A 14167-nucleotide genomic window follows, 5' to 3' on the forward strand; every position below is an offset into this window, starting at 1 on the left:
GTCAGCAGGTTCCATCAGCTAAAAGTAAATTATTTAATTAAAATCCATACACTGCCTTGTTACGACAGGACAAAATAAAAAACGATACGTTGATTGCGGCACCTGCTTTTACACCAGTTGCTCCCTATATTGCTGCCGGCTGGCGGAACACGCCCGAAAATTTCAACAGCATCACAATTCCCCCCAGCAGCAGACTGAGGATAAGATAGCTTGCTGAAAGCGTCTGCTGGTCGTCAATAGAGAGGAATCCTGCAATTGCGTAGCTGGCTACAGATGTTACCAGGTAGGCACCTCCGCTCGTGATGCCGCCCGACATACCCGCATACTGCGGGAAACGGGTAAGCAGGTAGGTAAAATAAACATTGTACAAAAAACCCTGCAGGAAATGCAGAAGAATTACAAAAGCCATCATCACGAGGATATGGTTTTGCATACCGCTGCTGAGCATCATAATAAAAGCGGTTATAAAAAGAAGCAGGACTGCCATCAGCAGCTTCCTGAAGAAATCCTTTTTCAGGAGCACCCGGCTTGTTATGCCTCCGAAAAGCATCGCCAGTCCGGAGGCCAGGGCTGCATATCCTGTTTCAACTGCTGTAAAATGAAACCGGTTTTCCATAATAAAAGGAATTGCCATATTAAAGATGATGACCATTGCATAACTCAATCCCAACATCACAATTCCAAGGGTAAAATCTTTTTTCGTCAACATAAAGGAATAAGCATTCAATACCAGTTTTGGCTGTAACGGGCCGCGTACCTTTAATGTTTCGCCGCTGAACACTAGTTCCAGAAGGAACATTATTGCAGCATAACCCGCCAGGAACCAGAAATTGGCCCGCCAGCCGAAATGCGCTTCAAAGTAACCGCCTAAAAACGGAGCGATTATGGGAGCTGAAGACCAAACGATAGAAAGAAGACTTGTATAATGCTGTCGTTTTGCGCCTTCATACAGGTCTACAAAAAGGGAGCGTTTAGACATCATGATCAGAGAGATCAGCAGGCCCTGGACCGCCCGCATAACAAGCACGAGGCCTATCGTGGATGAATGTATGATCACCAGGTTGGTGATCATAAACAGAAACAGTGATACAAGTCCGAACCGGTACCTTCCGAAATGATCGATCAGGCTCCCGGCAAATAACTGGGAAAGTCCATAGCTGATCAGGTAAACGGTCATGGTCAGACGAATAGCCGATTCATCCGCACCGAGGTCGGCTGCCATACGCGGGAAAGAAGGTATATAAACATCCATCGCAAATCCTGAAATCGGGATAAGCATAAAAGCCAAAAGGGAAGCAATACCCCGGTTTTCTTCTGTTATAATTCTCATAGTCTCATTTGTAGCTGCAAAATTGAGAAAAACGACGGCTCCATTTTTATATTATTATACAAATGGTTTATAACATTTACATTGATGGGTTTTGCACAAGACCATGTTCTGCAACCCCGGAGCAGCGGATATGGAAAAGCCTGTTTTAGAAAAAACAGGCCCTATAAACCAAAAAATACAAGGTAAAGTCGCCTACCTTGCAAGCGTATAAATATAATTGGTCCCTTTCTTTCGCAAGATGAGGATATTTGAATTTGCTGTTTTTATAACAGCATCCCCCTTTTGAGCAAAACGGCAGAAAAACTGTTCTTCCGGTAAATGCGGCTCATAAACCGGATGAAACAGATGGGATTTACGTTCACCATCCAACCGGAATGTCTCACCCCTTCTCTTTCTTCCCACATCGGCAATCTTTCCGTAAATGGTGCTTTTTCTGAACGCCTTTGAATTTGCAGGATACATTCTCCTTGTCATTCTCGTTCCCACGTAAATAACGGGCAATATGGATAATGTAAAAAGCCCTATTTCCAGATAATTCATTTGCTTATTACTGACGCATTTTTATTGCCAGCAAAATTACCATCAGTAGAAAAAGAAAGGTTATTGATTTTATTATTTTAGTTACAAATACCATCACAAATCAACTGCCGTAATTGATCCGGAGACTGTTTTTCCGGTGAAGTGATAATTTCGGCAATACAAATATGGATTCTTACAATAAATGTCTTTCGCCGGTCCCTACCGGCAACGTATCTTTGTTTACAGTTTAAATAGTAATTGTTACGGGCTTTCCAGTCTGGAACAGAGGATAGTCAATTAAAGTCCCCCCTGGGGACTTTAACCTTTTTATACGGGTCCTAAACAGTATTCCCTTTCAAGAACAAAATAGCAGCCAGGAGCAATTCAAAGGCAGCACTCCCGGAACAAGATTTATAATTTTCTATATCAAAGTATGAAAATTTATAACAGATAGTGCATTGCGGTGCGCTGTGCCAGCCTATCTTTGCGCTGCATATTTCAAATACAAACCTGTCCACAGTTTTGTATTGAGTGATAATTATCCAGCCCCCCTTATCAGGGGGCTTTTTTTGCCCGGGTGCCAGGAAAGAGCAATCACAGATCTTCTCTTTTTTACACGATCCTTTTCAGCGGAACTCAGGTGTTTATATGTTGAAGTTAAATGACGTATCTTCTCCCTGGATCGGGTTTTAAAAGTTAATAAATTTGATAAACTGATTTATCATGGAAGCAAATAAGCCCGCAGTCAAATTGGCGGATGACGAGGTCACCTACAAACAGATCAAAGGTGTTGACAATTACAACAAAACCATCCGGTGCACCTACTTCCTCGTGGTGCTGTTCACCGAGGGAAGCGGCATTCATTATATCGATGATACAGCCTTTCCTATTGGCAGGAACCAGCTTCATTTTTTATTCCCGGGGCAACACCATCATTGGGAGACCGGCCCTGAGACACTTGCACAGAAGATCGTGGTGGGCAAAAAAGTATTTGAAAACTTTTCCAGTACAGATGAGTTCCATTTCATACGGCACAACCTGAATCCCGTATTCAAGCTTTCAGACACCGTATTTGATGCGGTGAACAACGAGATGGAAAGTATTGAGCGGGACCTGCAGACGCTTGCAGCAGATCAGGCCTGGAAAAATATATTGCTGCTGCGAATGGACATACTGGCCTCCATGATGAAACGCGAAGCGGAAGGTTATATTAAGAATACACTTCTCACGCGATCGAATCCTGCCGTCCGGGATTTCTGGAACCTGATCAACCAGCATTATACGGTACAGAAGACCCCAAAATGGTATGCAGAGCAGCTCTGTGTTACACCTAATTACCTGAATATTTTATGCCGGAAGCATATGAACACAACGGCCACGGATATGATCCATCAGCGCATCATGCAGGAATCGAAGAACCTGTTGCGGTTTTCCGACAGGACCATCAAGGAGATCGCCTTTGATATAGGATTTGAAACAATGTCCGGATTCTCTGCCTTCTTTAAGAAGAAGAGTGGTTTTTCTCCTACGGAATACCGGGGTTGAGCAGCTGCATAAAAGGGCTGTTGTAAAAGAGATCAGGCATCTTTTCCGGATGGCGCACACGGGTCAGGACAAAGCGAGTTCATAAGGGTGATGCAAGGCTCTTGCGGCCCAGCTCAGCAGGTCACCGGTTTTCCCTATATAACCGATCCCGGGCCAGGGAAGATGCGCGGTTGCCACCAGTGTCCGGTTCTTACAGCAGGTTTCCAGGATCCGTTTACGGGTTCTAACACCTTCATTAAAATCAATATCCCATTGTGTTCCCCATTCAGGATGCGCGATCAGTAACGGGGAGTGCACCAGGTCCACCAGGTTGGTAAGCGCCAGCGCTTCCGAAAAAATACTGAAGATGATATGGCCCGGTGTATGACCCGGTGCAGGTGCTGTTTTGATACAGGAGCATACTGTTTCGCCCGGGGTAAAAATTTCGATGCGGTCCTTTATGGCATTTAATACCAGGTGTTGCAAGGCTCCGGAAGGATACATCCAGGAAGGCATCCGGCTGTTGGAAAAGTCGGGGGTATTGTTGGTCCAGAATGCCCACTCGTTCCGCGAAATAAAATACCGGGCATTCGGGAAGATGTACTGTCCCTGTTCCGACAGGATGCCTCCGATATGATCCTGATGGGCATGCGTGATCAGGATGTCGGTAATGGCTTCCGGCGTTACTCCTATTTCAGTAAGACTGTTCAGCAGCCATCCCGCATTTGCCGGGTTATGACTACCTTCCCCGGTATCGATCAGGATCGTTGCATCGTTGCTTTTCACCAACATGGTAATAATGGGGGCCTCGTATGTTTCCTGCAGGCAAAGCCGCTTCAGTTCGTTCTGAACGATTTCCGGCGCGATACCGGGAGCCAGTACCGGCTGGGGGTTCCCGGTCCCAAAATATCCATCGGAGAGCATATATACATCGAGCTGGCTGAAAGGCAGGTACAGGTGTCCGGAGTTGATCATTTTCTGGAATATTATTGCGCTGTGTCAACAAAAATACCAGATATAAACCAGGGCCGGTTGTTGTGATTATTCTTTGTCTTATTCAGATTATCACAAGTACGCTTTCCTGATTCCCGTAACTGTCTGCATTTTTTCCGTCTGCAGACATGCAATAAAAAAAATATTATAGCCTGAACCCGGCTACTGTTTTTCTTCCAGCTCCATCAGCCGGGTAAAAACCGATTCATACTCCTTTTCCAGGCGCCCGTTTTCCCTGGCTGCCGCAGCATACTCCTGTTCTGCTTTTAAAAACCGTGTTTTATCAGAATAGATCTCCGGATCCGCAAGATCCTTCTCCAGCCGGGCCATCAGCGCTTTGTTTTTATTCAATGCGTCTTCCGCCTGCTGGAACATTTTTTGCTGCCGCTGGATCTCTTTTTTAAGCTCCTTATTAATAGGTGTACCTGTGGCCGGTGGTGCTGCAGGAGCAACTGTTGCTGCAGCAACGGGCTTTGCCTTTTGTGGCAGCGCCTCTGCTTTATTGGCTCCGGCGTTCTTACGCATCCGTTCATTCCAGGCTACCCATTCATCATAAGGACCTTTAAATTCCTTGATCTTTCCGTCCACGATCTCCCATATTTTGTTGGCGGCCTTTGAAATAAAGTGCCGGTCGTGACTCACCAGGATCAGGGTACCCTCATACCGGTTCAGCGCGTTGATCAGCAGGTCCACACTGTGCATATCTAGGTGGTTAGTAGGCTCATCCAGCATCAGGAAATTGGCTTTGCTTACAATGGTCTTTGCCAGTGCAACCCGTGCTTTTTCCCCACCGCTGAGGATGCGTATTTTTTTATCACTGTCGTCTCCGCTGAATAAAAAACAACCCAGCAGCGCCCGCAGTTCCAGGTCCGTCATCTGGCTGCCGCAACTGCGCATTTCATCCAGTATGGTATTGTCGAGGGAAAGAGCTTCCAGCTGGTGCTGGGCATAAAAGCTTTCTTCTACATTATGTCCCCATTTGCGGTTACCGGTATAGGACTCTGCGTCGGCAATAATCCGCAGCAGGGTGGATTTCCCCTTACCGTTGGCCCCGATCAGCGCGATCTTATCCCCTCTTTCAATCTCTGCCTTGGCATCGCTCAGGATCACATTTTCACCAAAGGCTTTTGACAGATGATCCAGCTCCACCAGAACGCGGCCGGGAACCTTATCCACCCGGAAATTGATCCGCAGGTCGGGGCGTTCAATAGCCACATCCTCAATGCGCTCCAGTTTGTCGAGCTTCTTCATAATGCTTTGGGCCATGGCCGCTTTACTGGCCTTGGCGCGGAACCGTTCTACCAGCCGCTCATTCTGCCGGATATAATCCTGCTGGTTCTCGTAGGCCTTTTGCTGCATCTCGATACGTACGGCCTTTTCCTTTTCATAAAAATCATAATTGCCATTATAGAAATGCAGTTCCCGCTGATACAGCTCCACGATCTTTGTTACCATGCGGTTCAGGAAAAATTTATCGTGGCTCACGATCACTACGGCCCCCTGGTAATGCTGCAGGTATTTTTCCAGCCATTCAATGGAAGGAAGATCAAGGTGGTTGGTAGGCTCATCGAGCAGCAGCAGGTCGGGTTTGGCCAGGATCATTTTTGCCAGCAATACCCGCATCCTCCAGCCTCCGCTGAACTCCTTATAAGGACGGTTCAGATCAGCATTGGAAAATCCCAGTCCCTGCAATACTTCTTCTGTTTTATGCTGCACATTGTAGCCGCCGAGCAGTTCCATTTCATGAAGCTTATCGGTATATTCAAGCAATGTTTTTTCATCACCGGTCTTTTCCAGTTCAATACCCAGCACTTCTATTTCCTTTTCCAGCTGAAGCACTTTTTCAAAGGCGCTCATCGCCACCTGTAAAATGGAATCATTGGTATCAAAGCTCAGCAGATCCTGGTGCAGGTACCCGATGGTGGTATCCCTGCTCCGTTCCACAGTTCCTTCCGAAGGGGCGTATTGATTGACAAATAATTTCAGCAGGGTGGATTTTCCTGTACCATTATACCCGATCAGCCCGATGCGCTCATTGGGCTGAATGTGCCAGGTAGCATCTTCCACGATCACTCTTGCACCGAACTCAAACGTAACATTCTGTAAACCGATTAACATATTTATTGCTTTTTTGTCCTCCGGATAAAATAATTACTTGTTTATCAGTATTTTTGTTTTCCGGAAACCTGCAAATTTAGTTAATACAAACGAGTAAACGACATCTGGAATCAGTATGAAAAAGCTTTTAATAGTAATCGCGGTAATTATAGCTGCGTTCCTTGTATATAAGTTTGCGATAAAAAAGAATAAACCGCCAAAGGATAAGCCGGTGCCTGTTGCAGTGAGCAAGCACAGCGATCCGTTTAACCAGTCGATGGAAGCGGTATTATCCAGCTACTATGTGCTTGCAGATGGTTTTGTAAACTGGGATTCTGCGGCTGTAGGCAAGGCGGTGCTTTCGCTTCAGGCGGCCCTTGCCAGTTTTAAGGTAGATGAACTGAAAAAGGACAGCACGATCTACGAGACGGCCCAATACCCGCTGGAGACGGCCAAAGCCAATACAGCCACCATCGCCGGCACCGCCGACTGGACTGCGCGGCGGCATGCCCTTCATGACCTGTCGGATGCATTGCGGATGCTGCTGCTCACCGTTAAATATGACCAGGCCCCGGTGTACTGGCAGGAATGCCCCATGGCCTTTGGAGAAGGGCAAAGCGGCAACTGGCTGAGCAATAAAAAAGAAATTGTCAATCCCTATCTCGGGAATAAAGATCCCAAATACGGGAAAACCATGATCAATTGCGGCGAAAATAAAATGACCATTGATTTTACAAAGCCGGATTCTGCCCAGGTAAAATAAATCACTTATATTTGCCGGCTCCGGAGCCATCCGGATCATGGTATTCATGACTCCTTAGCTCAGTTGGTAGAGCTACTGACTCTTAATCAGTAGGCCCAGGGTTCGAGTCCCTGAGGGGTCACGAAAAAATAAAAAGCCTTTAAACTCAATGAGTTTGAAGGCTTTTTTGTGTTCGATCTATTACATTGATAAGGCTCCCAAAAATCATAATCAATTAATATAGAACTCATAATGAGTTCGAACACCAAAGGGTTTTGATTGATAATAAAACTAATCTTCAAACGCTTTTTCCCCAATCTAAGATTGTAACTCGCAATTTTTTCAAAAATCTTACGATACTTTACCGTACCTAACGTGTCTTTACAAAGTTACGTTGACTTATGGGAGTAAAGTATTATAGAAATGCTGCTTAATCAAACGAACATATTATGAAGCGGATTTCTTAAAATCGGGGCGATTTAGCTTAAGTATGCTTCTTCTCCTTTCAGCCATTTTTTATTAGCCTAACATATTGTTTTTTCCCTTTTTCTAAGGAACCGGATGATTCCGAAAGCTCAATTTTCCGATTAGCATTAATTAACTTCAATTGTTTGATTTCAATATTGTCAGATTTTCCAGTATATGATTTGCGAATAAATATTTCGTATATTTATGTGTTAACAGCAAGTGTAGAACCACCCTCAATGGACAAAGCAATCTACTTTTCGACTTTGACAAACAAATTGCCACTGGCTGACAAAAACACATTGCAGCAGCTTGAAGAAAATTGCTCTGTTTTAACGCTTAATAAAGGCGAACAAATCATAAAATACCAGGCAAATAATAAAAGGATTTTCTTCATCGTATCCGGCAGTTTTATACGCAGCATTATCACCTCAAGAGGCGAAAAGAAAACGATTATGTTTCATACGGAGCACTTCTGCGAATTTTTCAAATCGTATGACACTATTTACTTTCATCATAAAACCGACTATGAAATAAATGCTAACGAAAAATCAATTGTGCTGGCATTTGATTTTGATTTTCTTTTTCAACAAGTACAAAACGATATTCATATACTACGTTATTATACACACAAAACAGAAGAACTTTTTGCTACGATCGATTTGTTCAGAAACTTTCAACTTGGGCTTACCAGCGAAGAATATTTGCAATGGCTATACGAAAAATACAGTTTTTTGTTTCAGCGTTTCCCGGCGCAAAACATAGCCAGTTTTATGGGCATCACGCCTGTTTGGTTGAGTAAATTGAAGGCCAAACTTATTTCTTAAATTAATTTAAGAGCTTAGCCATTTTCTATTTTCAATTTTGCATTATCAATTAATGTAAACTTTTAAAAATAGAAATTATGAAATCTTACAACACAAACGAAGCGTGGAAACAATTGAATGCACTGCTTCCTGAAGATTTTCAAATCAAAGAAAATAACCTCCCCCTTGAAGAAACCTGGGAATGGAATGGCAATCTGATGCACCTTGATCGCTACCCTAGACCCGATGCGAAATACAGGATTTTTTTGCATCACGGCGTGGGTACAAACGGCAGGCAAATGAATATGATTTTTGGTCACAAAATGGCTGAATTAGGCTATGATGTAGTAGCAATGGACAACCTGGGTTACGGAATGACAGAAGTAAACCAGAAAGACGTAACTTACGATAACTGGGTACATTCATTTGCCGACTTTGTAAATACAGAAACGAAACGGGATTATAAGAAGCCAATACTCTACGGATTAAGCGCGGGCGGAATGCTAATATACAACGCAGCTTGCTATATAGATGAAGTGCACGGAATGATAGGGATGTGCTTTCTGCAAAACGACAATAAATATGTAGGTAACAAAACGGCAAAATTCAAAGGAACAAATTGGCTCGTTGTTCCTGCGATGGAAAAATTCTCAAAAACAGGATTAAAAACACATCTTATAGCTATGAAAGATGTATCAAAAATGGAATGTTTGGTTAACAATGAAGAAGCCTTAAAAATATTTTTAAAAGATGATGCATCAGCTGGTGCAAAAGTGCAACTGCAATTTTTAGCTGACTATATGACTTATAAATTGCCGATCCCTGTTGAAGAATTTGACAAATGTCCAATCATTTTAACCCAGCCCGGGGATGACCGGTGGTGCCCGTTAGAGTTGAGCGAAATTTCCATGGAAGGAATAAAAGCACCTTACACAGTAAAAATTCTTGAGGGCGGCGGACATTATCCAATGGAAGAAAAAGCATTGCAACGATTGGTGGAATATGCCGATGAATTTATAAAAGGATTAAAATAAATACCTGCTGCTAATAAATGTACGATATTGCCGACAGTTTAGCAAAATTTTTAGTTTTAAAAATGTTGCCAGTGTACTTTATACTAAACAATTTCATAGGTTGATTACTAATCAAATTAAAATTTATACGACGAAGTATTCTTCGGCTTTTTTATTTAGAGCGAGCCTCTCTTGCCGAAGTCAGGTAAGATTTATTTTACCAAGGATGAAATAGCCTCACACCAAAACTCCTATTAAGTTGCCACAATCGGAACCTTTTCTATCTTAATTTCTTTGATATTTTGGGAGTTTTGGCTTCGGTAGAGGTTAGTTTATCCATCTTTTGGGCAGTTGTACTTGTTTGATTTTGAACGTCTTTTAGCTGGTTTAGCCTCCTTAAATCCTCTAATAGCGAGTTCGAGTTTTGTACCAGCAGTATCACTGGAAAAAAGGTCTTCAAACTCACTGCGTTTGAAGACCTTTGTTATACCCGATCTGCTAACATCGATAAAGCCTGCAAATCATCATTAACTAACAGGGTTGCTGCGGACTTTTACAAACAGCTGGACAACTACCTTAATCAACCAGAAGGAATGTCGGGTTTGCCTTCGGCAGCTTATTTTGCCGCACAGGTCAGTTTATCTACTAACTATTTTGTTTGATCTGATCAAACATTTTACGGGTAAGGCTCCTATCGATCATATACACGAAGGAATTATTCAAATTGTTTATGCCAACCTTTCCGGTCCGGTTGACAAAATGGCCAAGGAAATTGTTTTAGCAATGGATACAGATAATGTGAAGCGCTTAATTTTTGTAACCTCTTTAGGCATTTATAAAGAGGTTGCGGGGAAATCCGGAGAATGGAACGAAAGGATGATCGGTGCTGCTTTAATTACCTACCGTAAGGCAGCTGCTATTATTGAAAAATCGGATTTAGATTACACCATTGTACGCCCTTCCTGGCTAACGAACAAGGACGAAACCGATTATGAAACGACTCAAAAAGGCGAACCATTTGTTGGTACAGAAGTGGCAAGAAAAGCCGTTGCCGCGTACATCACCGGCATTATTAAAAGTCCCGAGAACGATGTAAAAGCAAGCATCGGCGTAAATAAGCCCGGCGTTTACGGAATACCCCAGCCTTTTATTAAAGCTAAAAAACAATAAGAGAAGAAAGATAAAATATTTGTCCGGTTTTGTTTTCTCAATTTTCAGGGGCATCCGTAAACTTGGCGCCATATATAACTGATCACGTCATTAAAAGTGCCGGATGCAGAATTTGAAGCAGCGGTTTTTATCCTGAAACCGGGCCGGCAAATGTATACGCATCAAAAGAGGCTGTTAAAAAACAGCCTCCCGTTAACTTTGGCATCCTGCCAGCTACTCCAATGCCAGGCGAATCGCCCGCTCTACGGGAGAACAGCCGGCATCAGAACCTGAAACCGACAATTCATCCCTCAGTAGTAAAGGGGGCTGCGCCATAAATCGGGGTGCCCGCCCCCTGTGAGGTTGAGCTGAATGCACCAAAAACGGATGGCACAGGTAAACGGTTCCTGCCTTACCCGTTGCGTAAACCTCTTTTCTTTCCGGCAACCCTTCCAACCGGCCTGCGAGTTCCATAAATGAAAAGCCAGAATCACCCGCTTCAGATAATAGCTGTGCAACATCAATATGAGACCCTTCATAAATGACCGTGGGCGCATCCTTTTCGCTGACATCCGAATACAATACCAGCAGTAATAAGGCCCGGCCTTTTGATTTAATATTGATGCGCCATTCAAAATAATTGCCCGGATCGCTGCCCGGAAAACCGGCATCAACATGTTTGCCGGTGTCATCCGGTTGCCGGTCAGATGGAAACCTTACAGGGAATGTTCCTACACTTTGAGGAGGAATCCATTTGTTTTCACCAATCAACTGATCAAAAACATGATGCAGCTTAGGCGTGTTGAGCGATTCAATAAAAGGCGGCTGTGTATATAAGCCCAAACGGAAAACCGGCTCCGTCCAGGTGGAAGCATCTGACCTGTCACAAGGGAGGTCATTCCATAAAATAGTTACAGCGGCATCTGCAATTTCACTAGAAAAAGCATTATCGATGCGAATAAAACCTTCGGAAACAAACTGCCCGATCTCCTTTTTGCTTAGTATTTCTGACATACTACTTGTTTTATAAACCATCATGGGAACAACAACTAATAGTGAACCCAATAGTTTGAATTATTAATAAAAATCAGACTAACAAAAAATAAACGCTATGTAACAGTTATAGCGTATTGCTTAGAAATTAAGCCCGCAAAGGATATTATAACATCACAGTCATTCTCATACTGCGAAAATAAGTATTCTCCCAAAAAATGAGACGATCTGTCCGGATTTTGATACTATTTGGACGGATACGGATACATTATTTATTTATTTTCACCCATTCATTAAATAACAATTGATAAACGATAGGTGAACAAACATATGAAGATTGAGGTACCCGGGGTTGGGGCCAGTTTATGCCTGACCTGCTTGTCTGCTGACCGGCAGAGACAATGCAGCGGCTTTTTTATATGCACCAGCATAAATTTTAATCATCTTATTGTTACCCCCTGAGTCCTCTGCCCAACGAGCAATGAATAATAATAACCTTTCCACAAAGCCACACTATCCCATATTGGACGGATTACGTGGTGTTGCAGCCCTTATCGTTGTAACTTTTCATCTTACAGAGCCATTAGGAACCGGGCACCTGGATATCCTTGTCAACCACGGTTACCTGGCCGTTGACTTTTTCTTTCTGTTGTCCGGCTTTGTGATCGGCTATGCTTATGACGACCGCTGGCATAAAATGACCGCAGGCACGTTCTTTAAGCGCCGGATCGAACGGCTACAACCGATGGTGGTGTTGGGGATGACCCTGGGGGCAATCGGTTTCTATTTCACCGATTCAACGATCTGGCCGCTCATTCATACCATTCCCCTCTGGAAGATGTTGCTGGTGCTGCTCATCGGTTATACGATTCTGCCGGTTCCCTTATCACTGGATATACGGGGTTGGGAAGAAATGCATCCGCTCAACAGCGTAGGCTGGTCGCTGTTCTTTGAATACATTGCCAATATCCTGTATGCCATCGGCATCCGGAAGTTCTCCAAAACCGCACTGAGTATCCTGGTGCTGATTGCGGCCATAGCCCTCGCTCACCTGGCCATTACCAATGGCGATGTCAGCGGCGGCTGGACGTTAAACGCAGAACAGGTGCGCGTGGGTATCACCCGTACAATGTATCCTTTCTTTGCAGGACTGCTGCTTTCACGGATCACTAAACCCACCCGTATTAAACATGCTTTCTTGTGGTGCAGCCTCCTGATCGCCCTTGTTTTATATATGCCGCGCATCGGCGGCGCTGAACATCTTTGGATGAATGGCGTCTATGAATCTGTATGTATCATTCTTGTTTTTCCGCTCATTGTTTACCTGGGCGCCAGCGGCATCCTGCATACGCGGACGGAACGCAGGATCTGTAAATTCTTAGGTGACATATCCTATCCGCTTTACCTGGTACATTATCCGCTGGTCTATTTCTATGTTGCCTGGATCAGCGATCATAAAGGCGTTACCATGGTTCAAGTCTGGCCTTATGCCCTGCTGATCCTTATCGGGAGTATTATTCTGGCCTATGCCAGTTTGAAATGGTATGATGAGCCGGTTCGCAAATGGCTGAGAAAAAAACTGGGGTGAGAAAGACCAACAGAAGGAATCCAGACTAAAGCATACTGATAACATCAATCTTCGATTATCGATGGCTCTCTCTTTCCAATCTTCGAAGCCTGCAGTTTCCGGTATTTCGTAAGCGCCACCCCTTTCTGTTTTTTAAAGTACTTGTTCAAATGGCTTTCATCCGTAAAGCCAAATTCCAGGGCGATCTCATGCACCCGCATATCACTGAATTTTAACCGGTGTTCGATCAGGCGCAATTTATACTGCGTAATAAAATGCTGCAATGTCTCACCCGAACACCGCCGGAAATACTGTCCGATATAACCGGCCGAGACACCAAAGGCCCTGCCGATCACAGCAGCTTTCAGTTTAGCAGGATCAAAGATGTGCTCCTCGATATAATGAATAATATCCAGCAATTTTTTGTCGGTATTTTCCGAGGCGGCAGGAGGCCCTGCCTTTTCAATATTACGGGCGGCAATAACAATCAGGGCATTGACAAAATGCTTTACGATATCTTCCTGGTAAAGGTCGGGATGCTCCAGGGTGTGTAACAGTGAAGTGGCGATAGACCGGACAAGCACATTATCATCGGGCGTCCTCATAATGCATCCGGTAAAGTGACGTGCATAGTACAGGATACATTCCATCTGGTTCATCTTTCCCCATTCAAAGGACCGGACATAACTGCTGCTGAAACGAACCATCAGGAATTCGGTGGGTTGTTCCAGTTCAAAATGATGTACATCATCCGGGGTAAGTAATATCACGCTGCCGGACCTGAATGCGGTGCGGTGGCATCCTACCCCAAGATGTCCCTGGCCGGTCACCACCAGGCAGATCTGGAAGAAATTATTCCGGAAATCCACAGTAGATACGGCTTCCATATTTTGCCGGACCACTTCGAGCGGGCCGTGCATTGTCACTTTTACCATCTGGCAAAACTACCTCTTTTTATAAAAATTATAC

At 44.1% G+C, this 14167-nt stretch carries 11 protein-coding genes and 1 tRNA gene; 7 read left to right on the forward strand and 5 right to left on the reverse strand.

What is annotated here, in order from left to right:
• Nucleotides 1–124 precede the first annotated feature (124 nt).
• Entirely contained in the window at nucleotides 125–1330 is a 1206-nt protein-coding gene (locus K7B07_RS23560; protein WP_223713000.1) for an MFS transporter, read from the reverse strand.
• A 1242-nt stretch (nucleotides 1331–2572) separates the two neighbouring features.
• Between K7B07_RS23560 and K7B07_RS23565 the strand changes: the two genes are divergently transcribed.
• A complete protein-coding gene (locus tag K7B07_RS23565) occupies nucleotides 2573–3394 on the forward strand; it encodes a helix-turn-helix domain-containing protein (protein ID WP_223713001.1) in 822 nt (273 codons plus the stop codon).
• A gap of 63 nt (nucleotides 3395–3457) precedes the next feature.
• On the opposite strand, the gene K7B07_RS23570 is transcribed toward K7B07_RS23565, so the two are convergent.
• On the reverse strand, nucleotides 3458–4348 hold the full coding sequence (locus K7B07_RS23570; protein WP_223713002.1) for an MBL fold metallo-hydrolase: 891 nt from the start codon (nucleotides 4346–4348) through the stop codon (nucleotides 3458–3460).
• Between the two features lie 180 nt (nucleotides 4349–4528).
• Entirely contained in the window at nucleotides 4529–6484 is a 1956-nt protein-coding gene (locus tag K7B07_RS23575; protein WP_223713003.1) for an ABC-F family ATP-binding cassette domain-containing protein, read from the reverse strand.
• Between the two features lie 115 nt (nucleotides 6485–6599).
• On the opposite strand from K7B07_RS23575, the gene K7B07_RS23580 reads away from it, so the two are divergent.
• The 5 genes from K7B07_RS23580 (at nucleotide 6600) to K7B07_RS23600 (ending at nucleotide 10659) form a co-directional block, all read left to right on the forward strand.
• Nucleotides 6600–7226 carry a hypothetical protein gene (locus K7B07_RS23580; protein ID WP_223713004.1) on the forward strand — a complete coding sequence of 209 codons (627 nt, stop codon included), beginning with the start codon at nucleotides 6600–6602 and terminating at the stop codon, nucleotides 7224–7226.
• Nucleotides 7227–7274: 48 nt separating this feature from the next.
• Nucleotides 7275–7347, forward strand: a tRNA-Lys gene (locus K7B07_RS23585).
• Between the two features lie 562 nt (nucleotides 7348–7909).
• Complete coding sequence (locus K7B07_RS23590; RefSeq protein WP_223713005.1) at nucleotides 7910–8497, forward strand: Crp/Fnr family transcriptional regulator; 588 nt, start codon at nucleotides 7910–7912, stop codon at nucleotides 8495–8497.
• Between the two features lie 77 nt (nucleotides 8498–8574).
• Nucleotides 8575–9510: an alpha/beta hydrolase gene (locus tag K7B07_RS23595; protein ID WP_223713006.1), complete on the forward strand. Its 936-nt coding sequence runs from the start codon at nucleotides 8575–8577 to the stop codon at nucleotides 9508–9510.
• 633 nt (nucleotides 9511–10143) lie between these two features.
• Nucleotides 10144–10659: an NAD(P)H-binding protein gene (locus K7B07_RS23600; RefSeq protein WP_223713007.1), complete on the forward strand. Its 516-nt coding sequence runs from the start codon at nucleotides 10144–10146 to the stop codon at nucleotides 10657–10659.
• Between the two features lie 213 nt (nucleotides 10660–10872).
• On the opposite strand, the gene K7B07_RS23605 is transcribed toward K7B07_RS23600, so the two are convergent.
• Nucleotides 10873–11652: a phytanoyl-CoA dioxygenase family protein gene (locus K7B07_RS23605; protein WP_223713008.1), complete on the reverse strand. Its 780-nt coding sequence runs from the start codon at nucleotides 11650–11652 to the stop codon at nucleotides 10873–10875.
• A 460-nt stretch (nucleotides 11653–12112) separates the two neighbouring features.
• Between K7B07_RS23605 and K7B07_RS23610 the strand changes: the two genes are divergently transcribed.
• Nucleotides 12113–13219, forward strand: a complete 1107-nt coding sequence (locus K7B07_RS23610; RefSeq protein ID WP_223713009.1) for an acyltransferase family protein — start codon at nucleotides 12113–12115, stop codon at nucleotides 13217–13219.
• Between the two features lie 44 nt (nucleotides 13220–13263).
• Here the strand turns inward: K7B07_RS23610 and K7B07_RS23615 are convergent, their stop codons facing one another.
• Entirely contained in the window at nucleotides 13264–14133 is an 870-nt protein-coding gene (locus K7B07_RS23615) for a helix-turn-helix domain-containing protein (protein WP_223713010.1), read from the reverse strand.
• Nucleotides 14134–14167 lie beyond the last annotated feature (34 nt).

The sequence above is a fragment of the Niabella beijingensis genome (assembly GCF_020034665.1).
Lineage (GTDB): Bacteria > Bacteroidota > Bacteroidia > Chitinophagales > Chitinophagaceae > Niabella > Niabella beijingensis.